Origin of the sequence: uncultured Tenacibaculum sp., assembly GCF_947502995.1 — a bacterium.
Taxonomy (GTDB): Bacteria; Bacteroidota; Bacteroidia; order Flavobacteriales; family Flavobacteriaceae; genus Polaribacter.
Genome location: NZ_CANNBW010000027.1, coordinates 28595 through 53333, shown reverse-complemented (window position 1 = coordinate 53333; position 24739 = coordinate 28595). Strand labels below are relative to the sequence as shown.

Here is a 24739-nt window from a genome sequence, read left to right as displayed (position 1 = left end):
TGTTATTTTGAAAATTCTAAGATAATAAAATGAAATCGTATCTGTTTTTAGGAATCCTATGTTTTTGTCTTTTTAACTGTAAACAAGAAAACTCAAAGAAAACTCCTATTCCTCCTAATATTATCCCAATACCTTTAAAACAAGAACTAAAAGAAGGTACTTTTAATCTTACAAAAGACACATATGTTAATGGTGAAACCCAATTTAATAGTGTTATTCGCTACTTAAGATCTTATTTTGATGATCAATTGCAATTACATAGTAATACTCCTACAGCTCAAAATGAAATAAAATTTGTTACCAATACTAACATAACAGATGAAGAAGGTTATTCTCTTGATATAAATGAAAACTCAATAATAATTAGATCTAAAACAAGTAAAGGCGCTTTTTATGCTGTTCAAACTTTATTACAATTAATACCTGTGGTAAATAATGGGGAAGAAATTCCTATTCAGTGTATACATATAAAAGATAAACCTCGGTTTCAATATAGAGGAATGCATTTAGATGTAGCTAGACATTATTTTTCTGTAGCTTTTATAAAAAAATATATTGATTTAATCGCTTCATTAAAGTACAATACGTTTCATTGGCACTTAACTGAAGATCAAGGTTGGAGAATTGAAATAAAAAAATACCCTAAGTTGCAAGAAATTGCTGCTTATAGGGATGAAACTTTAATTGGACACTATAACGATCAACCACAAAAATTTGATGGTAAAAAATATGGTGGTTATTACACTCAAGAAGAAATTAAAGATATTGTTGCTTATGCTAGTGAACGTTTTGTCACTATTATTCCTGAAATTGAAATGCCAGGACATTCACAAGCTGCCATTGCTGCTTATCCGGAATTAGGTTGTACAGATACTCAAGTAAAAGTTGCTACAACTTGGGGAGTTTTTGATGAAGTATATTGCCCTACAGAAACTACATTTAAATTTTTAGAAGATGTTATCGATGAAGTAGTCACTTTGTTTCCTGGAAAATACATTCATATAGGTGGCGATGAAGCTCCAAAAACAAAATGGAAAACTTCAGAATTTTGTCAGCAATTCATCAAAGAAAAAAATTTGAAAGATGAACATGGCTTACAAAGTTACTTTATCACTCGAATGGAAAAATATATTAACAGTAAAGGAAAACAAATTATTGGCTGGGATGAAATCTTAGAAGGTGGTTTAGCTCCAAATGCAACTGTTATGTCTTGGAGAGGAATTGAAGGTGCTGTAAAAGCTGCAAAAGAAAAACATAATGTTATACTTACTCCAACTTCTCATTGTTATTTTGATTATTATCAATCAGAGAACGAAAATGAACCTTTGGCAATTGGCGGGTATTTACCTTTAGAAAAAGTGTATCATTTTAACCCAATTCCTAAAGATTTAACAAAAGAAGAAGAAAAATATGTTTTAGGCGCACAAGGAAATGTTTGGACTGAATACATGAAAACTCCTGAAAAAGTGGAATATATGGTTTTTCCTAGAGCAATTGCATTATCAGAAGTGCTTTGGAGTAGTGAAATTCAAAAAAAATATACTAATTTTATAGCGAGATTAACATATTTTCAACAAAGATTTAACCAAAAAGATATCAATTACGCAAATCATTTACATGAAATTAACGGTATATTGTTAGATAAAGAAGGTAAAATGATGTATCAACTTTCTACTTCTAATAATCGAAAAATTATGTATACAATTGATGGTAGTACACCTAACTCGAACCTATCAACAGTATATACAAATCCTATTGAAATAAATACTAGTACAGCACTAAAAGCATTAGTATTTGACAATGAAGGGAATACTATTAGTCCGCTTTTTTCAACTAATATTAATTTGCATAAAGCTGTAGGTAAAAAAATAACATTAGATACAAAACCACATCCATCTTACAATGCTGGTGGATCTAAAGCTTTAATTAATGGTATTTCTGGTAGTAACAAAAGATATGGTGACAAAGAATGGTTAGGCTTTTCTGGAAAAGATGTTAAAATCACAATAGATTTAGATACCCTTACCCCTATTAATGCTATAAAAATTCGTTTTCATAACGGAAATGGACAATGGATTTACGCTCCTAAGAAAATTAAATTTGACTTCGTTAATGCTGATAATATAAAGGAACAGCAAGATTTTATCCCCATAAAAAATCGAGATTCTTTATTGTGTAATGTACATGTGAAATTTAATAATGTAAAAGCTTCAAAAATTTATATTGACATCCCTAACTACGGAATTATTCCTGAAGGTAAGCAAGGTGCTGGATATAAAGCTTGGACTTTTATTGATGAAATAATTATCAACTAATGAAACTAGAAATTTGTGCTAATTCATATCAATCTGCTATTCATGCTCAAGAAGCTGGTGCTCATAGAATTGAATTGTGTTCTGAATTACAACTAGGAGGTATTACACCATCTTACGGATTATTAAAACTGGTAGCAGATAACTTAAATATTCCTTCTTTCGTTTTAATACGACCTAGAAGTGGAGATTTTAACTTTTCTCCAATAGAATATAAAATTATGAAGGAAAATATACTGCTATGCAAAGAGCTTGGTTTTTCTGGAATTGTCTCTGGTGTATTACATAGTGATAACACTATAAATATGGAACGTACAAAAGCATTAATAGAATTAAGTAGACCACTTCCTTTTACTTTTCATAGAGCTTTTGATATCACTCCTGATCCTTATGAAGCAATTGAACAACTTATTGATTTAGGTGTAGATCGTGTCTTAACATCTGGACAAAAAGATACTGCTGAGGAAGGTTTAACTCTAATTAAAGATTTACATGAGAAATACGGTGATAAAATTACCATTTTAGCAGGCAGTGGAATTAATCCTAACAATGTTGAATTATTTAAAGAAATAGGTTTGGAAGAAATTCATACTTCAGCTTCTAAAAAAGTAAAATCTGAAAATAAAAAAGCCCATTGTTTTGGAAAAGCTGATCAAACCATTTCTAATGATCAAATCATTAAGGATTTAATGAATAGGATTTTTAATTAAATCACTTAGATCTAATTCCACACATCTATAATTACTAAAGGCATATAATGATACATCAACCCCACTTTAAATTCACCTTAAATTATTGAATTACAAGAAAATAAAAAGAAAATTACTATTATCAGATACTTTTTAAACAAACTTAAAGTAATAGTTTAAATTTAAATCACACCTTTAAAATAATCTATAACCTTAAGTAATCCTTCATCTAATGGAATCCTAGGTTCCCAATCATTCAATGTCTTCTTGGCTAAAGAAATATCAGGTTTACGCTGCATTGGATCATCTTCTGGTAAAGGCTTGAAAATTAACTGCGATTTAGAATTGGTGATATCTATAATTTTTTTGGCTAAATCTAGAATAGAGAACTCTCCTGGATTACCAATGTTTATTGGACCAGTTACAGAATCATCAGTATTCATCATACGAATCATTCCTTCAACTAAATCATCTACATACTGGAAACTTCTAGTCTGACTTCCATCTCCATAAATAGTAATGTCTTCTCCTTTTAAAGCTTGTACAATGAAATTAGAAATTACTCTACCATCATTTGTATTCATTCGAGTTCCATAAGTATTAAAAATTCGAATAATTTTAATTCGAACATTATTTTGCTTATGGTAATTCACAAATAAAGATTCTGCGCATCTTTTCCCTTCATCATAACAAGATCTTAAACCAATAGGATTTACATTTCCCCAGTACGATTCTGGTTGTGGATGAATTTTAGGATCTCCATAAACCTCACTCGTTGAAGCTTGTAAAATTTTTGCATCAATTCTTTTTGCTAATCCTAACATATTTGTTGCTCCAACAACAGATGTTTTAATCGTTTTAATAGGATCATGTTGATAATGAATTGGTGAAGCAGGACAAGCTAAATTATATACTTCATCTACTTCTGCATAATAAGGTTCAGTAATATCGTGACGAACTACTTCAAAATAAGGATTGTTTAAAAGGTGAATTATATTTTTTTTACTTCCAGTAAAGTAATTATCTAAACTAATTACTTCATTACCTTCATTTAATAATCGCTCGCATAAATGTGAGCCAATAAAACCTGCTCCTCCTGTAACTAATATTCTTTTCACCTACTTAAAAAATAATTTTGGAAATTGTGTTTCCGGATTTCTATTTAATAAGCGAATGTAAAAAGTAGATTTCAAAAAAGCCAATCCGTAGCCAAAAAATTGAATAAATACTGCATAAATAGATAAAAATCCAACTTTAATACTTTTGTTTAAAATTGTAGAGTGTACGAATAGAAGTAATAAATAACTTCCTAAAGGTATTAAAGCAATAGGGCTTACAAATATTCCTCCTAGTAAAGATAAAGCTGTAAAAAGAACAAATAAAGTTGGAAACCAAAATGTTAATTTAGCTGTAACTGGATGCCATTTGGTTAAAATTGGACGCACTAGGCCAAATTTTTTGACTTGTGTATGAAATTTCTCCCAAGAAATTCTTCTTTTATGATATACATATGCATCTGGTAAAAAACCTGTAGTAAACCCTTTATTTACTATTCTTTGAGATAAATCTGGATCTTCACCAGGATGAATTTTAGAGAAACCTTTTGTTACTTCAAAAGCTTCTTTAGAAATTCCCATATTAAAACTTCTTGGTTCAAACTTTTGAACTTTTACTTTACCACCTCGTATTCCTCCAGTTGTAAAGAAAGAAGTCATTACATAATTTATTGCTTTTTGAAGATCTGTAAAACTTTCATGTGCAGCATCTGCTCCACCAAAACAATCTAAATAATTTTCGGAAAGAAATTTATCAATCGTAGATAAATAATGACTTGGTAATATTACATCAGAATCTAAAATGATGAAATAATTTCCCCAAGCTCTTTTCATACCATAATTTCTCGAATCACCTGGACCACTATTTGGTTTAAAAAAATAGCTAATATTTAATTGAGAAGTATATGTATTCACTATAGTCTCTGAAGATTCTGTTGAACCATCTTCAACAATTACTATTTCATACTTCTTTTTAAAATCTTGCTGAGTTAAGCTTTCTAGAAGTTCTTGTATTTCATCAGGACGATTATAAACTGGTACAACAAGTGATATCCTTATTTCACTCATACTAAAACAGATTTCTTAATTTTTTCTTCAATTCCATTCCATAAATTAATGCGCATTTGCATTGATTTTCTGGCATATTCTAAAACATCATTCCATTTTTGTTCATCATTTCCACATAACTCACTTATCATTTGTAAAGATAATGGTCCGTGCTCATCTCCATCTAATTCTATATGTCTTTCTAAGTAATATTTAAGTTTTGTAAACTTTTTATCACCATCTAACTCTGCCTTTTTGATGATTTCTAAAAACATATCTGGAATAATATCCTCTCTACCAAACGTAAAACATGCAGCAATAATATGTGGTTGATTAACTTTTATGACATCGAAAGTAAACGCTACAAATTTTTGAGTTGTTTCACTTATTTCGAGTTTTTTTAAAGTATTTATTACAGAATTGATATCAGTAATTTCTTCAACGAATGTATCTATTTCAGAAGTATTAGCTCCTACTTCATTCATAGCATCTAGATACATTTCAAAATGACTTTTAGGCTCACCTAATTCATTTATATCTGTTTCTTCTCCATGCACAATTTCATTTATAAATCTTGCCGTAACTGAATTTTTTACTGGTAACCAAGGGACATTTGTATTTGTTAAATGGTACTGTAATGCTTTTAGTAACGACATAAAATCCCAAACAGCAAATACATGCTCTTCCATAAAAGTTTTAATATCTTCTATATCCTTTAAAGTAGCATATAAAGCATGAACTTGTAATTCTTTTCTTAAATCTTCTAGTTGATTTTCTATAAATTCTATGCGCATTTTGTGGTAAGTTTTTACAAAAAATGCAAATCTAACGATTTGCATTTTGAGTATTTGATTTAAAGTACTTTATTCTTCAGTAAAACGCTCCATAACAGCATCACTAACACCTACATTAGAGAATCCTCCATCATGAAATAAGTTTTGCATAGTTACTTTTTTCGTTAAATCAGAGAATAATGAGATTGTATAATCAGCACATTCTAAAGCTGTAGCATTTCCTAATGGAGACATTTTTTCAGCATAACTGATAAAACCATCAAATCCTTTAACTCCTTGTCCAGCTGTAGTTGGTGTTGGAGATTGAGAAATCGTATTTACACGAACATTATGATCTCTTCCGAAGAAATATCCAAAGCTTCTAGCAATTGACTCTAAGAAAGCTTTATTATCTGCCATATCATTATAATCAGGAAATACTCTTTGCGCTGCCATGTAAGTTAAAGCTACAATACTTCCCCATTCATTCATTGCTTCTTTATTGTATAAAACGTTCATTGTTTTATGAAAAGAAACTGCAGAAACGTCCCAACCTTTAGTTGTAAAATCGTATTTAGGATCTGTATAAGCACGACCTTTACGTACATTAACAGACATTCCTATAGAGTGTAAAACAAAGTCTAATTTCCCTCCTAAAATTTCCATAGACTTTTCAACTAAATTCGTTAAATCTTCCATAGAAGTTGCATCTGCAGGAATAATTTCAGAACCAGTTTTTTCTGCTAATTCTTTTAATTGTCCCATACGTAATGCAATAGGTGCATTTGTTAAAACAAACTCTGCTCCTTCTTCATGAGCTCTCTCAGCTACTTTCCATGCTATAGAGTTTTGGTCTAACGCCCCAAAAATAATTCCTTTCTTACCTTTTAATAAGTTATACATAATTTAGTGTTTATTATCTTATTGGTTAATTAATTTCAATCTTTGTATTAGACTCATTTTTTTTCTTACTCTGTTTATTGAAGCATAAATAGAGTCTAATGTTTTATTATTTAGTGTTTCTTTAATTGCTAACTTATAATACTTATGAGCATTCATGATCTCTCCTTTTAACTCATAAGCTTGTGCCATTTTGTTAAAAACTGTAGACTTATCTGGTGTTAATAATTGTCTTACTTTGTTGCCAAATGTAATCATTTCATCATTAAGATTCATATCGATTAATAGATATGAATAATTACTATATGCTGCATGATAATCTGGGGCAAATTTAATAGCTAACTCTAAGTGTTTTTTAGCCTTAGGATAATTATTAAATTTCAAATTATATAACCAACCTAAATGATTGTGTGCTCTACCATAATCTGGGAATTCTGCCAAAAGATCAATAAGCATTTCTTTTGCTTCTATAATTCTATTTTCATCAATCAATTGATCGGCTTCAAAGAATAAATTTTCTGCTCTATTATCACTCATAACTTCTTAATTTAATAATTCTTTAGCATGAATTAAAGCGCTATCAGAGATATCTTTACCGCTTAACATTTCTGCTATTTCTACAATTCGTTCTTCTTTGGTTAATTGCTTTAAATTAGAAGATGTTACTCCATCTACTTCTTCTTTATATACTTTAAAATGTGATACTCCTTTTGAGGCAATTTGAGGTAAATGGGTAATAGCAATTACTTGCATATAATTCCCCATTTTTTGCATAATATCTGCTATTTTATTTGAAACTTCCCCAGAAACTCCTGTATCTATTTCGTCAAAAATAATAGTTGGTAATTTCGTGTTTTGAGATAAAATCTTTTTTACAGATAACATTATTCGAGACAACTCTCCTCCTGAAGCTACCTTTTTTAGTTCTCCATAATTACCACCTTTATTTGCAGAAAATAAAAACTGTAATTCATCTTTACCGTTAAACAAGTATTTTTCTGTAGGTTGTACAGCTATAGAAAAAGTTGCATTTGGCATTCCTAATTCAGAAAGTAAAAACTCTAATTCTTTTTTTAATTTAGGAATAGACTTTTCTCTAGCTTCTGTTATTAACTCAGCAACACTATCTAATTTAATAGCTACTTCATCAATCTCTTTTTGTTTACTGGTTATAATTTCTGAAGCATTTTCAACTGAATTTACTTTAACAGCCAAGCTTTCAAAAATGGTCAATAACTCATCAATAGTTGCTACTTGGTGTTTCTTTTGTAAACTATACAGTAATTGAAGTCTATCGTTTATAGTTTCTAATTCACCAGGATTAAATTCGACTGTTTCATTAGAATTTTCTAGCTCTGTAACAACATCATCTACTTCAATTTTTACACTAACAATTCTTTGATAAAGTGCTTCATACTCTTTAGAAAAACCACTTATTTTTTGTAAATTATTTTCTAAAGAACTTAATAAATTTTGAACTCCAAACTCCTCACCTGTTGTGATTTGAATTGCTTCAGATAGATTTAATTTAATATCCTCTACATTATTTAAAACATCTAGTTTTTTTTCTAACTCTTCCTGTTCATTAAGTTTAAAGTCAGCTTCTTCTAATTCTTTAAATAAGTGTAAATTATATTCGTATTGTTGCTGTTCTTGTTCTTGGTTTTCTTTAAGCTTCTTAAGTTCTGAAACTAATACATTGTATTGTTTTAAACCTCGTTTGTATGAAGCTATTTTTTTATCATTCTTTGCTAAGGCATCTAAAATCGAAAACTGAAAATCTACATCAGACAACTGTAAGGTTTGATGTTGAGAATGAATATCTATTAACTTAGATTTTAATTGACTTAAATTACTAAGATTAACTGGAGTGTCATTTACAAATGCTCTTGATTTCCCCGAAGGAAGAATTTCTCTTCTAATGATTGTATTTTCTTCATAATCTAGATCATTTTTTGAGAAAAAGCGTTCTAATTTATATGCTGCTAAATTAAATTCAGCTTCAATAATACACTTAGTATCGCCTTTTTTTAATGAAGATAAGTCTGCCCTGTTTCCTAAAACTAAACCTAAAGCTCCTAAGAGAATAGATTTACCAGAACCAGTTTCTCCTGTTATAATAGAAAGACCTTCAGTAAAATCAATAGATAACTTATCTATTAACGCATAATTTTGTATGAATAATTTTGCTAACAAATTCCAACATTTAGAGCCTATAAAAATACGGAATTTAAGTAAAAGAGAAGTGGGAAATTTCTTAGTATAATCTTAAAAGAAATCTAAGATTTAATTTCTTTCCACTGACTGCTTAAAGTTGGTGATATTCGTTGTAAAGTTTCCTTTATTTTATTCTCCATCCCAATAGTTTTTCCTTGAGAAAAAGTTTCTCTTATCTCATTCGATTTAGCATCAAGAAAAACTCTGATCATGTAATTACCAACAGTAATATTGAATAATTTATCTAATTGAAGAATACTATTTGCAATATTTTGTTTTGCTTCTCTCTCTTTATCTGCAAATAAATCGAAACCTTTTCTGTGATATTCATAATAAATAGAACGTAAAGTTCCGAATTTAGATGACAACAAACTATCTATTAAAGCAAAACGGTTTTGTTCTCCTATTTTATTTTCCCATCCAGATTCACCACCTTGTTGAGCCTGAAGCATTACGTTTTCAGCTTGTTTAAAATAATTTTCTCCTCCTCTTAAAGCAAACGTATCAGCATCTACACCCAATATAACATAAACATAAAATACGATTGTAGAAACTAAATTAGAATCAAAAGAATTCGGATTGAATAACAATTGCTCAAACTCGTTATATTGAAAGTTTAAATTCGTATCATTAATATTTAATAAAGGAGTTTCATAAGAAGAATTATAAACTGGTCTTGAAGATTGAACTTGTAATGTAGCGGTAAAATTATTTGAATTTTGCTCATTAATAATAATCGTAAATGCACAATTGATTCTTTCTTGAGAAGAGAACTTCTTATTCGTCCATTTTGTTTGATTAATAAATTCCGTTAATGATTGCTCTAAGGTACTAAATATTTGTTTGTTTGTACTTTGAACTCTATCTGCATTAACAACAACTACAGCATTTAGTTCTTCTTGAGCTATTATTGTTATAGATGACAATAATGCTACGAATAAAAAAACAAGTCTTTTTTTTGCAATCATAATACTAGGTAAATATTAAATTAATATCGTTTGAAATAACAAAAAACTTTAATTACTTAGCTTTTCAATGATTTCATTTATGATATCTTTGGCTACTTCTTTTTTAGATTTTAGAGGAAATGTTTTCTCGTTAAAATCTGTATCAATAATAGTGATTTTATTTGTATCTCCTGCAAATCCAGCTCCTTTATCCCTTAAAGAATTTAAAATGATTAAATCTAAATTCTTCTTTTGTATCTTCTTCTGTGCATTTGACACTTCATCATTAGTTTCTAAAGCGAAACCAACTAATAGTTGACCTTTCTTTATTTCACCTAAAGATTTTAATATATCTTTTGTAGGTTCTAACTCAATTACTAACGAAGCATCTTTCTTTTTTATTTTTTGAGAAGCTACATTTTTTGGTCGATAATCTGCAACTGCTGCAGAAAGAATAGCTATATCAACGTCATTAAAATGTGTATGACAAGCTTCATACATATCTTGAGCTGATGTTACATCTATTCTATGTACTAGAGAATGTTTTATTGTTTGATGAGATGGTCCAGAAACTAGAAATACTTCTGCTCCTAAATTCGCTGCAGCATTAGCAATAGCGAATCCCATTTTACCAGAAGAATGATTTCCTATAAAACGAACTGGATCTATCGCTTCATAAGTTGGTCCTGCAGTTAATAATAGTTTTTTTCCTTTTAAAGGTAACTTCGCTAATATATCATTCTCAATAAAACTAACTATATCTTCTGGCTCTGCCATTCTTCCTTCACCAACTAAACCACTAGCTAATTCACCTGAAGTTGCTGGAATCATTATATTTCCAAAACTCTGTAAATTATCTAAGCTAGATTTTGTTGAAGGATGTTTATACATATCTAAATCCATTGCAGGAGCAAAATACACTGGGCATTTTGCTGACAAATATGTTCCTAACAATAAATTATCACAACTTCCATTTGCCATTTTAGATAATGTATTGGCTGTAGCAGGTGCTATGACCATAATGTCTGCCCATAATCCTAAATCGACATGATTATTCCATAATTCATTCTCATCTTCTTTGTCATAAAACGTAGAATGAACTGGATTTTTAGATAGGGTAGATAAAGTTAAAGGTGTTATAAAATCTTTAGACGCAGGAGTCATTACTACTTTGACTTCTGCGCCTGATTTTATAAACAAACGGACTAAACTAGCCGTTTTATATGCTGCTATACCAGCGGTAATACCAAGTAATACCTTCTTACCTTGAAGTATAGACATTAATTATTTCTTTTTATCAGTAGTAGAACGGTGATAAATTTTGTCGCTTAACCATTCCTCAACAGCAATAGCAGTTGGTTTTGGTAATCTTTCGTAAAATTTAGAAACTTCGATTTGCTCTTTATTTTCGAAAACTTCTTCTAAGCTATCGTTATAAGTTGCAAACTCATCTAACTTATCAACTAACTCTTTCTTTAAATCAGAATTAATTTGAGTTGCTCTTTTAGCTATGATAGAAATAGCCTCATAAATGTTATCAGTAGATGCTTCAATAGCTTCTCTATCATAAGTCACTGTACTAACTGGGGCTTTAGTTTCTTTGTAATTCATATTTAACTTTTAACTAATTGTTTTTGTAAATCTTGTTCTATCTCTTTTAACGTAGCATACATTTCTTCAGACTCTTTCTCGAATTTAGTCTTTGGGAAATTACGTTTTAACTTTTCATAAGCTTTAATTGCTGCTTTTGTACGTTCAGATTTTTTTCTTAACCTACTTTTCACAGCTAAATCGTGAGCTGCTTTTAATCTATAAAATAATGCTTCTTCTTTGTAAGAAGTTCCTAAGAAATCAGATAATAAATTATCAAAAGCGACAATTGCAGCTCTATAATTTCTAGGATCTGTTTCTGCTGTATTATAATAATTTTTAGCTATTTCAAAAGCCTTACTCTCTAACATATATCTTAACTCCTGATAGTACTTATTTGCTTCAGTTAATCTAGGAGAATCTGGATATTTGTCAATAAAAGACTGAAAAGCATCAATCGCTTTATTAATGTTAGTTGGATCTTTCGTGTATGTTGGTGCTGCTTTGTAGTAACTTAATGCTGAAAGAAAATCAGCTTCTTCTCTCTTTGAACTCTTTGGATAGTTATCTGAAAAACGGCTAAAATGATACCCTGCTATTCCGTAAGTTTTTTCATTAAAATTAGAATTAGCGACCATATATTGAATACGCTCCATTTGAGGTTTTCCTCTGTATGAAGGTATTATTTTTTCAAACAAACGTAAAGCCTTGCTATATTTTTCGGCTTCATACATTTTAATTGCCATCTTATACTGCTCCTCTGTAGTACCTCTGTTAAGAGCTCTATTATACTCTCCACATGAAGTTAACATTAAAAATGTAGTAACTACGTAAACTATTCTCTTCATTTTTTGCATTTTGCAAAATTACTAATTAATTATGTATTATTAAAATTGAATTTCTATTGAAAATCTAAAGCAATAACGGACAAAGTAATTGAAAAAGCTACTAAACGTATGTTAAATTTAAATTGATACTATTTTGAACGAGTTAAAAACTATTTTATTTATTACAAGAAGTTGGGTACTTTGCTTTACTTTTACATGGCCTGTACCAACGAACAGGCTCTCTTGCTAATTCAGATATTATAGGATTAATAACTTCTGCCCCACCTTTAAAAGGTTTATAAATACCTACAACTCTTGGTGAAATTACAATATCACCTTTATTCTCTCCGCTTTCGTCATCTTTTGGATCAGATGTATATAATTGAGCTTTTATAGTTCCTATTGAAAGAATTGCATTTTGAATTGTTGTTTCATTAATTTCACTAGGTAATGGCAATGCCGAAGAAACACTTTTCCCTGTAATACCTAATGTTTGTACACTTAAACTCCCTTTTAATTTTCCTGCTTTTGCTTCACTTCCAATTACTCCTAATCCCGATAAATTAACATCTGCATCTAAAACAGTAACTCTAGCTACAACCCTCAATCCTACTCCTATGTATACAGGAACTACTTTTTCTTGCCAATCTTTTTTATCGTCAGGTAAAGAAGCTACAAGTTGTTGCTTTTTTGTTTCATAATTATGAACTGTATTATTTGCTACAGAATTACCTTTTAAATAATCATACCTTACGCTTGGTTTTAACTCATAATCTATCTTTTTTTCTTTTTTACCTTTTGAATTTGTTTCATAGTATTCCTTTTCTCTATAGAAAAATGGAATTTGAGTTACATCAACATTTACATAATCTAATGTAACTTCATAAGTTTCATTTTTAGCTGTAGCTTTTACTACACTTCCATAAGTAATAGAACCATCTACATTCAATTTTGCTATTGATAATCGAACTGTTTGATCTGGAAATGAATTTAATAATGGTTTATAAGGAATATTTTGACCAGGTTGACAAGGTTCACAACTATTGCCCATTACTGTTGATACTGGAAAAGGATCTATGGGAACGTATGAATATGAAGAATTTTCCTCTCCTAATGTTTCTGCTTGTGGTAATTTCCCCGTACCGCAACTGCTTAAAAATAAGCTTAACACAAAACATAGTAATGCTTTAATAAGTTTCATATTTGTATAGTTTAATCATTTTAAACTTAGCAAATATTAATATGTAGAATCTTAAAGAAACCACAAAACCATACTCTTAAGGTATAAGCGTATGGTTTTTAAACTTTATTTATTAGAATTTTATAAACTATCTATAAAATCTGAAATTTGAGTTTGTAACTCTTCCGAAGCTTTAACTAAAGGTAAGCGAACTTCATCTAAACAAATTCCTTTTTTCTGTAATAGAGATTTAATTCCTGCAGGATTTCCTTCAGCAAATATTAAATCAATACTATCCATAACTTTATAATGTAATTCATATGCCTCTTTAGTTTTTCCTTCTAAACCTAATTGAATCATAGAAGAAAACTCTTTTGGTAATCCTTCACCTATTACACTAATAACACCAGATCCTCCGGCCAAAGTCATAGGTAAAGCAATCATATCATCTCCAGAGATGACTAAAAAATCTTCAGGAGCATGTTGTATAATTCGCATCGCTTGAACCATATCTCCTTTTGCTTCTTTAACGGCTACAACGTTTTCGAAATCATTTGCTAAACGTACTACAACTTCTGGTGACATATTAGAAGACGTTCTACCAGGAACGTTATATAATATGATAGGTTTTTCTGTAGCTTCTGCAACTGCTTTAAAATGTAAATATATACCTTCTTGTGTTGGTTTATTATAATAAGGAGAAACTGATAAAATCCCATCAAAATGAGTTAAATCAGTGTTTTTAATTTCCTCTACTACTGCAGCTGTATTATTTCCTCCAATACCGATAACCAAAGGTAATCTTCCTTTATTTACTTCAATAATTTTAGATTTTACTGCTTCTTTTTCTTCCTGTGTTAAAGTAGCTGGTTCTCCTGTAGTTCCTAAAACAACTAAATAGTTTACACCATTGTCTATTTGATAATTTACTAATCTTTCTAAACCATCAAAATCAACACTTTTATCTTCATTAAAAGGAGTTACTAATGCTACTCCTGTACCTATAAATTGTTGCATGTTAAGTGATCAAATTTTAGGTAAAATTAATGCTTTATTTGATTTAAAAAGGGCTTTTGATAAGAATACACAAATTTTTATTTCATGTTTAATTTTATTTATCACTAATAAACTAAGCTGAATTATACTGATAATAAAATTAAGTTGAGAAAAAAATCTATTTTCTTGAAAAGATATGAAACTTTAAACGTCTAAGTTGAAAAACAAATTTCATTTACCATGAAAAAACATTTACCATTGATACTTAAGATCGTAGCAGGAATAATTATGCTTCAAACTTTATTTTTCAAGTTTACTGCTAACGAAGCTAGTGTTGATTTATTTACTAAAGTAGCTGGTGAAAATGAAGCTTTAATGCGAATTGGAACCGGAATTATCGAATTAATTGCTACAATTTTACTTTTTATTCCAAAAAGAACTTGGCTAGGTGCATTAATAACTGTTGGTGTAATGTCTGGAGCTATTTTTTCTCACATCACTAAAATAGGTATTGTTCATAATAATGATGGCGGATCATTATTTATAATGGCTATTATTACCTTTATAAGTGGAGGAATATTATTATTACTTCATAAAAAAGAAATTCCTTTTTTAAATCTTTAGATTGTTTTTTGCAATCATTCCCTTGCAAATATAAAACTGAGCTACAATATAAGTTATCATAATTGCATTTGAGAATATTGGTTGTGCACTGTAAAATTTATTTAAAGCCAAAACACTATCTGATAGTATAAAAATTAAAGCCCCAATTAACAACCATAAGTTTTCTGATGCTTTATTACTAATATAATTTAATAGCGCCGTTGTACCGAACATAGAAATTACTAATCCATATATTATCACTGGTATAAAAAGTTCTCCAAGATTATCTTTAATCAAAAAGATGATAGCAGAGAAATATATCAAAAATGCAAAAAAAGAAAGAACCTTAGTACTTAACTTTATTTTACTAAAGAAACCTGATATAATTTTAATATAAATTATATGTGTAATTAAAAAAGATAATAGTCCTAAAACAAAATAATCTTTAGGAAATAATAATAAAACATCTCCCCAAAAAGAGAAAAAAAGTGCAGATACAAACCAAAAGTTTGGTTTTGAAACACTGACTAAATACAATAAAACTAGAACTGTAGTTATTAAAGGTTTAAAAATTAACTCTAAAATTTTGTCATTATATATTGCTGCATAAATTTCAATGCATGAAACCACTAAAAACAGTGTAGAGAAAATTATCTTTTTATTTGGCATGATAGTATTAAATGTATTTTAAAGAAAACCCTTTATAGAATAAATAGTTTGACACAAAGTAAATAACATGTGCAATTACAGAATAGTATATATTGTATTCATTAAATAAAACTATTGTTAAAATTGAATCTGATACAATTCTAGTTGCTATAGCTAAAAACAACATATAATTAGCTGGTATCATCATTTTTAAATAATTGGTAAACAATAGTGATGTTGCTAAACAAATTGAGATTCCATAAGTAAATATCGAACTGTAAGCATCTCCTTTATCGTTAATCGTGAAGAAAAAAATGATTAAAAATAAAATTAAAAAAGTTATAAAGTGTTTAATAAATTCTTTCCTTGTTTTCTTTTTGAAAAAACTCCAACTTAAATATGATAATATAAAAAAACTTAAGCTGTGAAAGTATAGACCAAATTTGAAATTTTCAAAATTGACTATTACAGTATCTCCAGCAATTAGACATAAGAAGAAAATTAAAACTCGCTTATCTATTTTTTTTTGAGTAAAAAAAGAAACAACTACCAACATAATAGCTGGTAGCGTTTTAAAACTATATTTTTGATCATGATAAATTAGCATATATATTGCTAATACACTTGACAAAGCATAGCTCAATAAGATTGTATTTTTTAAACTTTCTTTTTTATTCAATAGAATTAAGACTTAATTAATCATAGTTATAAAATCTTCTTCAGAAATAATTGGAATACTTAAAGCTTCTGCTTTCGCTAATTTACTAGGTCCCATATTATCCCCTGCAACAATGTAGTTTGTTTTTTTAGAAATTGAACTACTCACCTTTCCTCCATTATCTTCAATTGCTTTTTTAAGTTCATTTCTACTCATTTGATGAAAAACACCAGAAACCACAAAGATTTTGCTCTCTAATTTATTAGTTTGATTCGCTAAAGCTTCTTGAGAGACTTCCAATTGCACACCATAGATTTTTAATCTATTGATAATTTCGATATTATTTTCATCGGATAAGAAACTAATAACACTTTCTGCAATCCTATCTCCTATTTCATCTACAGCAACTAAATCTTCAAAAGTAGCAGAAGACAAGTTATCAATAGATTTAAAATGTTTTGCTAACTTTTTTGCTACTGTTTCTCCTACAAATCGGATTCCTAAGGCAAATAATACTTTTTCAAAAGGTATTTCTTTTGATTTTTTAATTCCTTCTACCATATTCATAGCAGATTTTTCTGCCATTCTTTCTAAAGGAATAATTTGCTCAGCAGTTAACTCATAAAGATCTGCATAATTCTTAATTAACCCTTCTTTATGTAACAAATCAACAGTTTCTGACCCTAAACCATCTATATCCATCGCTTTTCTACTGATATAATGTTGGATTTTCCCTGTAATTTGAGGTGTACAACCAAATTCATTTGGACAATAATGCTTTGCATCTCCATCTGTTCTTACTAATGGAGTATGGCAAACCGGACAATGTTCCGCATATCTTGTTGGTAAAGAATCTTCTGCTCTTTTTAACAAATCTACTCCCATTATTTTAGGAATAATCTCACCTCCTTTTTCAACAAAAACTGTATCACCTATACGAACATCTAGCTTTTCAATCTGATCTGCATTATGTAAAGAAGCTCTTTTAACAATTGTTCCCGCTAAATGAACAGGCTCTAAATTTGCTACTGGTGTAATTGCTCCAGTACGACCAACTTGATATGTAATTTCATTTAAAACTGTAGTAACCTGTTCTGCTTTAAATTTATAAGCTATCGCCCATCTTGGAGATTTAGATGTATATCCTAATTCTTCTTGTTGAATTAAAGAATTTACTTTAATAACCACACCATCTGTTTCATAAGGTAAATTATGACGTTCTACATCCCAGTGATTTACAAATGCTAAAACTTCATCTATGGATTTTGCAAGTGCAATAGTATCTGGAACTTTAAATCCACAATTACGAGCTGCATTTAAACTCTCGTAATGAGTTTTATATTTTCTTTCATTAGTAACCACCTGATATAAAAGGCAATCTAAAGGTCTTTTCGCTACTTCTCCACTATCTTGAAGTTTCAAACTTCCACTTGCCGTATTTCTTGGGTTTCTGTAAGGATCTTCACCATTAGCAACACGCTCTTCGTTCATCTTATTAAAACCATCTAAGGGTAAAATAATTTCACCTCTCATTTCAAAATTAGAAACAAAATCATTTGATAATGTTAATGGAATAGATCTAATGGTACGAATATTAGTTGTTACTTCATCTCCTTGAAAACCGTCTCCTCTTGTTACAGCACTAGTAAACACACCATTTTCATAAGTTAAATTGATAGACGCTCCATCATATTTTAACTCGCATGTATACTCTATATTTTCAGTTCCTAAATTCTTTTGAATACGCTTTTCCCAATCTAATAAATCTTCTTTAGAATATGAGTTATCTAAAGAATACATTCTATTTTTATGGGTAATAGTCTCGAAATTCTTTGTGATTTCTCCTCCAACACGTTGTGTTGGAGAATTTGAATCAAAAAATTCTGGATTTTCTTCTTCTAACTTTTCTAATTCTTTTAGTTTAATGTCAAACTCATAATCAGAAATTGTAGCATTATCTAAAACATAATAATTATAATTATGCTCATTTAATTCTTTTCTAAGCGATTCTATTTTATCTTTTATTGTCATTTATTTTCTAACTTTTCCTGTAAATACACTAATTCCTTTAGGGAAAGGGTTACCTGACGACCTTCTGAATGTAACAACCTGACCTACATGCCACATTGCATCAGCTATTGGACCATTAATTGCATTCCAAAACGGATATTCATTTTCTCCAAAAATTACTTTAAACTCAGTTAGATCCTTTTCATTTTTAAGAATATCACTTGCTCTCTTAAGATTATTTAATGTTTTTTCTCTTTTTTCTTTAAAACTCATTTCTGGTTGTTTACCTCCATTTGGCTTTTTTAAAGCTGCATTTAAAACTACTTGAGATAATCCTAAAATATGATCTATTGTTTCTCCTGAAGTTCTAGATTCTGGAGTTGGTTTAAAAGTTAAATCTTTTTCAGTTAAACCTTCTGTTGCCCAATAATAACGAAAACCTAAACCATCTATCATTCTACTTGCAACAGAACCTGCTGTGTAGGAATCTGAAGCTTTTGGAATTTCATAATAAGGTAAATCTTGTGCTTGAATTTGAATTGACATCATTAAAAAAATAAGTCCTAAAATAAGTTGTTTCATTTTAAAAAAAGGAATAATTAAGAGATGCAATTTACTATTTTTAATTAAAAAAGTTCGAAGCAATCACTTCGAACTTTTTAACATTTATTATATATTATCGTCTACTAATAGTAAGTATATCTACGAACTTTAGCAATGTGTTTAGCTAAACGCATAACTTGATGAGAATACCCATATTCGTTATCATACCAAACATAAATTACAATTGTATTTCCATCTACTATTGTAGCTTTACTATCGAAAATCGATGGTGCAGTTGTTCCTACAATATCTGAAGAAACTAATTCGTTACTTAAAGAATATTTAATTTGTTCTACTAAATCTCCTTCTAAAGCATACTGTTTCATGATTGCATTAATAGCGTCTACAGTTGTTTCAGAATTTAATTGTAGATTTAAAATAGCTAAAGACCCGTTTGGAACTGGTACTCTAATAGCATTAGAAGTTAACTTTCCTTCTAAAGCTGGTAATGCTTTAGAAACCGCTTTTCCTGCTCCAGTTTCAGTGATTACCATGTTTAAAGCAGCAGCTCTACCTCTCCTGTATTTTTTATGCATATTATCTACTAAATTTTGATCATTAGTATATGCATGAATTGTTTCTAGATGTCCTTTTTTAATTCCGTAGTTATCTTCTAAAACTTTTAAAACAGGAGTAATAGCATTAGTTGTACAAGATGCAGCAGAGAAAATATCGATATTATCAGGATTATTTTCTAAATGATTTACTCCATGAACGATATTTGGAATTCCTTTACCTGGTGCAGTTAATAAAACTTTTCCTGCTCCTTTAGCTTGTAAATGTCTACTTAAAGCTTCTTTATCTCTAAATGCTCCAGTATTATCAATAATTAAAGCATCGTTAATACCATAAGCTGTATAGTCAATATCTTCTGGTGCAACAGCTGAAATCATTTGAACTGAAGTTCCATTAATGATTAACGCATTGTTTTCTGCATCTACTCTTACAGTTCCTAAGAAATCACCATGAACAGAATCAATACTTAACAATGAAGCTCTTTTTTCTAAGACACTTTGATCAATCTTTCCACGAGTAACAATAGCTCTTAATCGTAATTGAGAACCTTTACCCATTTTACTGCTTAATTCTCTGGCTAATAAACGCCCAATACGACCGAATCCATATAAAACAACGTCTTTTGGTTGAATACCATTAGCTTGATTAGCATCTTTTAATTGATTCTTTACAAAATCAACTTTTTCTAAACTAGCATCATCTATTAAGTGATATTCGTAAGCTAATTTTCCTATATCTAATTTTGAAGCAGGTAATTCAATAGATTGAATTGCTCTAGCAATATCTAATGCATCTTGAATAGAAATTGGTTTTGCAACAAATTCTTTAGCATAATCAATTAAATTTAAAACTTCACTAGCTCTTTTATCTACTAATGGGTTTCTAAATAATACTAATTCAATTGATTTATCGTACCATAAATCGTTTACAATATTGATAAATTCAGTTGTTGCTCTTCTAATTTGAGCTTGACTAGCAACTTCTTCCTCGTAATTTGTTATTATTGACATAGTTGTGTGAACTAATTTTTTTAAAATTTGGTGCAAAAGTAGTTATTTCAAACGATTTCGTAACTTTTTTTCAAATAAAAAACTCGATATTTTTCATATCGAGTTTTTTTATTTATTTAGCTTTTAAAATCTATATCTCTGTAATTCGCCTTCAGGACTTATAATTTCAATATCTAATCTCTTATCAGATCTTGGTGGGTGCAAATCCAAAATTTTAGCAGCTTCCTCTGCATTGTTAATTTGCTTTCCATTTATTCTGATAATAATATAGCCCTTTCCAACTTTATATTTAACAAATCCCATTCTTCGTGTTTGAACTATTTTAGCACCTCCTTTGATATTAAATTTTTTCTTATCAAGATCATTTATATCTCTTAAATGTATTCCAAAATTATTAGCTTCATAAATATCCCTTTTTGATAATTTTACTGTTTTGGTTAATTCCACACCATTTCTATCAACAGTAACATCTACTAATTCTCCTGGTCTTTTAGCGGTTAATTGTCCTTTTAAATCTGAAAACTTAGATATCTTAATATTATTAACCTTAATAATAATATCTCCTGCTCTTAATCCAGCTTTTGTAGCTTCACTGCCCTCTTCAATAGCACTAATTTTAGCACCTTCAATTTCACTTGTAGAATTATCTATACTAACACCTATAATAGCTTCTTGTACATTACCAAATTCTAAAAGATCATCAATTATTTTTTTAGTAATATTAGATGGAACAGCAAAAGAATACCCAATAAACGAACCTGTTCTAGAAGTAATTGCTGTATTAATACCTATTAATTCTCCTCTTGTATTTACTAAAGCTCCTCCACTATTTCCTGGATTAACTGCCGCATCTGTTTGGATGAAGGATTCGATATTAGAGTTTCCTTCTAAATCACGTCCTTTGGCACTAACAATTCCTGCTGTTACCGTAGAATTTAAGTTATATGGATTTCCAACTGCTAAAACCCATTCTCCAATTTTAGCATTATCAGAATTACCAAAAGTGATAAATGGTAACTCCATATCAGCTTCTATCTTTAGTAAAGCAATATCGTTTTTTGGATCAGTCCCAATTAAATTTGCCTTTAATTTTTTTCTATTATTTAATGTAATTTCAATATCTGTGGCGCCATCTATAACATGATTATTTGTTACAATATATCCATCTGAAGAAATAATTACTCCACTTCCTGTTCCTACTTGTTCACGCTTGCTTCTTCCGTCTCCACGACCAAAAAATTCTTCAAAAGGATTATACACCTCTTTTACAGCTGTATTTTTAACGTGTACTACTGTATTCACTGTTTTTTCAGCAGCATCTGTAAAATCTGTAGGCACAGAAGATGTATTTAAAACTGCAGGTGTATAACTTGCTTTAACAGTTTGTAATTGTGGCTCTACTGATTTTTCAATAATCACCTGAGGTTGTTCAACAAATAATTTATAACCTCCTAGAGCAGTTGCACCTCCTAAAAATGCAATACCTATTATTCCTAAAACTCTCTTCATATTGTTTTAAAATTTTTGTTACTCAAATATACAATTTTAACATTTTAAGCTTTTCTGTTTAACTTCATTTTAACGCACTTTAACCAGCGTTTAACATCTATATTTTCCTAAGTAAATACATATATTTGTAATTCATATGGAAATTACTTTTTACAAATATCAAGGAACAGGAAACGACTTTGTTATGGTCGATAATAGAGCAAAAACCTTTCCAAAAAATAACACTAAGATTATTTCACAACTATGTAATAGGAACTTTGGTATTGGTGCAGATGGATTAATCTTATTAGAAAACGATGATAATACCGATTTTAGAATGGTTTATTATAATGCTGATGGTAATGAAAGTACAATGTGCGGAAATGGAGGTAGATGTATTGTCGCTTTTGCCAATAAGCTTGGAGTTATTAATAATAAAACTACATTTATAGCTATAGATGGTTTACATGTTGCTGAAGTTAATAATGATATTGTGAAATTGCAAATGATCAATGTTGATACTGTAACGATTCATGAGAATTATGCCTTTGCTAATACTGGTTCTCCTCATCATGTAGAATTAGTTGAAAACATTGGAGATTACGATGTTTTTTCAAATGGAAGAAAACTAAGAAATTCTATTTATGGAAAAGAAGGAAGCAATATCAATTTTGTAGAACAGACAAATACAAATTCTTTCCGTGTTAGAACATATGAAAGAGGTGTTGAAAATGAAACTTTAGCCTGTGGAACCGGTGTAACTGCTGTTGCTTTAGCCATGCATAAGTTAAATAAAATAGAAAGTAAGACCGTAGACTTACAAGTAGAAGGTGGAAATTTAGCGGTTACCTTTGATTATACTGATAATAGTTATAAGAACATTCATTTAATAGGGCCTGCTACTTTTGTCTTTAAAGGAAGTATTGAGATTTAATGAAGTCTTTAGAAAGTAAACATATTGTCTTAAGAGCAATTGAGCCCGAAGATTTAGGTTTTCTATTTACTATCGAAAACGATGAATCCTTCTGGGAAGTAAGTCATACCCAAACTCCATTTTCACGTTTTTTACTAAAACAATATATTGAAAATTGCCATTTAGATATATATGAAGCTAAACAACTTCGTTTAGTTATTATTGAAAAGAGTTCAAATAAAAGAGTTGGGTTAATCGACTTATTTGATTTTAACCCACAACACCGAAGAGCTGGAATCGGAATAATTATTCATAAAGACTTTCAAAACCAGGGATATGCTTCTGAAGCTTTAAAAATTTTAATCAACTATAGTTTTTTAACCTTACATTTACATCAATTGTACGCCAATATTACAGAAGATAATCATAATAGTTTATCACTATTTAAAAAACATCATTTTAAAAACGTTGGAATTAAAAAGGATTGGATATTGGTTAATGGAAAATATAAAAACGAAATTTTATTTCAATTAATTCATGAAGAATAAAATCATATACATAACTCTTGGTTTATTTATAATATTAGGAATTGTAGGATTTACGTATTATCAAAAAATTTTTGCTCCTGCTGTTACTAAAAATGGAGATATTTTTATTCCTTCTAAAACTACAATGACAGAACTTAAAGAGTTACTTAGTGATTTTGTAAAAAATACTGATGATTTTAATTGGGTTGCAGAAAAGAAAAAATTCACAAAACCCAAGAGTGGTAAATATTCTTTAAAAGAACAAATGAGTTTGAATGATCTCGTTAACTTACTTCGTTCTGGTAATCAAACACCAGTAAAAGTTTCATTCAACAATCAAGATACTTTAGAAAAATTAGCGAGTAGAATTGCGCAACAATTAGAAACAGATAGTATTACTCTTTTAAACTCTTTTAAGGATAGTGATTTCTTGAAAAAACAAAATTTTACTGAAGCTTCTGCTCTTGCTATGTACATTCCTAATCAATATGAATTCTATTGGAATACTTCAGCAGATAAGTTTAGAAACAAAATGCTTTCCTATTATAATAAGTTTTGGAATGCCTCAAGATTAGCAAAAGCTAAAAAACAAGGTTTAACAAAAGATCAAGTAATTGCTTTGGCGTCTATAGTTCAAAAAGAAACAGCAAAAATTCCTGAGCGTCCGAAAGTAGCTGGATTGTATTTAAACCGTTATAAGAATAAATGGCCATTAGAAGCTGATCCTACTATTATATATGCTTTAAAACAAAAACATGGTCAAGATTTTGTAGTTAAAAGAGTACTTTTTAAAGATTTAGAAATAAAATCACCATATAACACTTACAAGAATATTGGGCTTCCTCCTACTTTAATAGCTATGCCTGATATATCATCTATTGAAGCAGTATTAAATCCTGCACAACACGATTACTTTTTTATGTGTGCTAGTGTAGATAATATTGGCTTTCATGAGTTTGCTAAAACATTATCTCAACACAACAGAAATGCCAAGAAATATCAGTTTTGGATTAATAATCAAGGAATTAAGCGATAATTTAACAAAAAATTATTTCAAGATAATTAACTCATTTTAAAAGAATTTAACACTGAATTTATATCGTTATTTATATATTCTTTAAAATAAAAACGAATTTTTACGAATAATTGAAAACCACTAAATCTACAAAATTCAGAGATTTGTTTTAATCCTTTTTTTTGTCATATATTTGCGCCCGCCAAATAGAAAGT

Annotated in this window: 24 protein-coding genes; 6 read left to right on the top strand and 18 right to left on the bottom strand. The window is 29.4% G+C overall.

Going from position 1 to position 24739, the window contains the following annotated elements:
• Positions 1-29: 29 nt before the first annotated feature.
• Together Q1A46_RS18710 and Q1A46_RS18705 are read left to right on the top strand one after the other, a co-directional pair.
• Positions 30-2315, top strand: coding sequence for a beta-N-acetylhexosaminidase (locus Q1A46_RS18710; protein WP_299682687.1), 2286 nt, complete (start codon positions 30-32; stop codon positions 2313-2315).
• A complete protein-coding gene (locus Q1A46_RS18705) occupies positions 2315-3022 on the top strand; it encodes a copper homeostasis protein CutC (protein WP_299682684.1) in 708 nt (235 codons plus the stop codon). Before Q1A46_RS18710 ends, Q1A46_RS18705 begins: the two co-directional genes overlap by 1 nt.
• A 161-nt stretch (positions 3023-3183) precedes the next feature.
• Here the strand turns inward: Q1A46_RS18705 and Q1A46_RS18700 are convergent, their stop codons facing one another.
• The 12 genes from Q1A46_RS18700 to dapA form a co-directional block, all read right to left on the bottom strand.
• Positions 3184-4119 carry a UDP-glucuronic acid decarboxylase family protein gene (locus Q1A46_RS18700; RefSeq protein ID WP_299682681.1) on the bottom strand — a complete coding sequence of 312 codons (936 nt, stop codon included), beginning with the start codon at positions 4117-4119 and terminating at the stop codon, positions 3184-3186.
• A complete protein-coding gene (locus tag Q1A46_RS18695) occupies positions 4120-5124 on the bottom strand; it encodes a glycosyltransferase family 2 protein (protein ID WP_299682677.1) in 1005 nt (334 codons plus the stop codon).
• A complete protein-coding gene (locus tag Q1A46_RS18690) occupies positions 5121-5897 on the bottom strand; it encodes a DUF3050 domain-containing protein (RefSeq protein ID WP_299682674.1) in 777 nt (258 codons plus the stop codon). The genes Q1A46_RS18695 and Q1A46_RS18690 overlap by 4 nt, the downstream gene beginning before the upstream one ends.
• A 69-nt stretch (positions 5898-5966) precedes the next feature.
• Complete coding sequence (locus Q1A46_RS18685; protein ID WP_095071387.1) at positions 5967-6779, bottom strand: enoyl-ACP reductase; 813 nt, start codon at positions 6777-6779, stop codon at positions 5967-5969.
• A gap of 18 nt (positions 6780-6797) precedes the next feature.
• Positions 6798-7313 carry a tetratricopeptide repeat protein gene (locus Q1A46_RS18680; RefSeq protein ID WP_299682665.1) on the bottom strand — a complete coding sequence of 172 codons (516 nt, stop codon included), beginning with the start codon at positions 7311-7313 and terminating at the stop codon, positions 6798-6800.
• A gap of 6 nt (positions 7314-7319) precedes the next feature.
• A complete protein-coding gene (gene recN / locus Q1A46_RS18675; RefSeq protein WP_299682662.1) occupies positions 7320-8972 on the bottom strand; it encodes a DNA repair protein RecN in 1653 nt (550 codons plus the stop codon).
• 83 nt (positions 8973-9055) lie between these two features.
• Positions 9056-9961 carry a DUF4835 family protein gene (locus Q1A46_RS18670; protein ID WP_299682659.1) on the bottom strand — a complete coding sequence of 302 codons (906 nt, stop codon included), beginning with the start codon at positions 9959-9961 and terminating at the stop codon, positions 9056-9058.
• A gap of 48 nt (positions 9962-10009) precedes the next feature.
• Complete coding sequence (gene coaBC / locus Q1A46_RS18665; RefSeq protein WP_299682657.1) at positions 10010-11221, bottom strand: bifunctional phosphopantothenoylcysteine decarboxylase/phosphopantothenate--cysteine ligase CoaBC; 1212 nt, start codon at positions 11219-11221, stop codon at positions 10010-10012.
• Between the two features lie 3 nt (positions 11222-11224).
• The gene (locus tag Q1A46_RS18660) at positions 11225-11551 is read right to left on the bottom strand and encodes a DNA-directed RNA polymerase subunit omega (RefSeq protein WP_095071373.1); all 327 of its coding nucleotides are present in this window, start codon (positions 11549-11551) and stop codon (positions 11225-11227) included.
• A 2-nt stretch (positions 11552-11553) separates the two neighbouring features.
• Complete coding sequence (locus tag Q1A46_RS18655) at positions 11554-12378, bottom strand: outer membrane protein assembly factor BamD (RefSeq protein ID WP_299682651.1); 825 nt, start codon at positions 12376-12378, stop codon at positions 11554-11556.
• Positions 12379-12532: 154 nt separating this feature from the next.
• Positions 12533-13558 carry a hypothetical protein gene (locus Q1A46_RS18650; protein WP_299682648.1) on the bottom strand — a complete coding sequence of 342 codons (1026 nt, stop codon included), beginning with the start codon at positions 13556-13558 and terminating at the stop codon, positions 12533-12535.
• Positions 13559-13678: 120 nt separating this feature from the next.
• Entirely contained in the window at positions 13679-14554 is an 876-nt protein-coding gene (gene dapA, locus Q1A46_RS18645; RefSeq protein WP_299682645.1) for a 4-hydroxy-tetrahydrodipicolinate synthase, read from the bottom strand.
• Between the two features lie 219 nt (positions 14555-14773).
• Here dapA and Q1A46_RS18640 point away from each other — a divergent pair, with 219 nt between their 5' ends.
• On the top strand, positions 14774-15157 hold the full coding sequence (locus Q1A46_RS18640; protein ID WP_299682642.1) for a DoxX family protein: 384 nt from the start codon (positions 14774-14776) through the stop codon (positions 15155-15157).
• Here the strand turns inward: Q1A46_RS18640 and Q1A46_RS18635 are convergent.
• The 6 genes from Q1A46_RS18635 to Q1A46_RS18610 form a co-directional block, all read right to left on the bottom strand.
• The gene (locus tag Q1A46_RS18635; RefSeq protein ID WP_299682639.1) at positions 15146-15805 is read right to left on the bottom strand and encodes a lysoplasmalogenase; all 660 of its coding nucleotides are present in this window, start codon (positions 15803-15805) and stop codon (positions 15146-15148) included. The two genes, Q1A46_RS18640 and Q1A46_RS18635, sit on opposite strands and share 12 nt — an antisense overlap.
• Before the next feature lie 7 nt (positions 15806-15812).
• The gene (locus Q1A46_RS18630) at positions 15813-16463 is read right to left on the bottom strand and encodes a lysoplasmalogenase family protein (protein ID WP_299682636.1); all 651 of its coding nucleotides are present in this window, start codon (positions 16461-16463) and stop codon (positions 15813-15815) included.
• A 12-nt stretch (positions 16464-16475) separates the two neighbouring features.
• Positions 16476-18473 carry an NAD-dependent DNA ligase LigA gene (gene ligA / locus Q1A46_RS18625; protein ID WP_299682633.1) on the bottom strand — a complete coding sequence of 666 codons (1998 nt, stop codon included), beginning with the start codon at positions 18471-18473 and terminating at the stop codon, positions 16476-16478.
• The gene (locus Q1A46_RS18620) at positions 18474-19034 is read right to left on the bottom strand and encodes a DinB family protein (RefSeq protein WP_299682629.1); all 561 of its coding nucleotides are present in this window, start codon (positions 19032-19034) and stop codon (positions 18474-18476) included.
• Positions 19035-19138: 104 nt separating this feature from the next.
• A complete protein-coding gene (locus tag Q1A46_RS18615) occupies positions 19139-20581 on the bottom strand; it encodes a glyceraldehyde-3-phosphate dehydrogenase (protein WP_299682626.1) in 1443 nt (480 codons plus the stop codon).
• Between the two features lie 123 nt (positions 20582-20704).
• Entirely contained in the window at positions 20705-22090 is a 1386-nt protein-coding gene (locus Q1A46_RS18610) for a trypsin-like peptidase domain-containing protein (protein WP_299682623.1), read from the bottom strand.
• A gap of 136 nt (positions 22091-22226) precedes the next feature.
• On the opposite strand from Q1A46_RS18610, the gene dapF reads away from it, so the two are divergent.
• From dapF to mltG, 3 genes are read left to right on the top strand one after another with little or no spacing between them, the layout of a single operon-like run.
• On the top strand, positions 22227-23003 hold the full coding sequence (gene dapF, locus Q1A46_RS18605) for a diaminopimelate epimerase (RefSeq protein ID WP_299682620.1): 777 nt from the start codon (positions 22227-22229) through the stop codon (positions 23001-23003).
• Positions 23003-23530 carry a GNAT family N-acetyltransferase gene (locus tag Q1A46_RS18600; RefSeq protein ID WP_299682617.1) on the top strand — a complete coding sequence of 176 codons (528 nt, stop codon included), beginning with the start codon at positions 23003-23005 and terminating at the stop codon, positions 23528-23530. The genes dapF and Q1A46_RS18600 overlap by 1 nt, the downstream gene beginning before the upstream one ends.
• A complete protein-coding gene (gene mltG / locus Q1A46_RS18595) occupies positions 23520-24545 on the top strand; it encodes an endolytic transglycosylase MltG (RefSeq protein ID WP_299682614.1) in 1026 nt (341 codons plus the stop codon). The genes Q1A46_RS18600 and mltG overlap by 11 nt, the downstream gene beginning before the upstream one ends.
• The last annotated feature ends 194 nt before the right edge of the window (positions 24546-24739 follow it).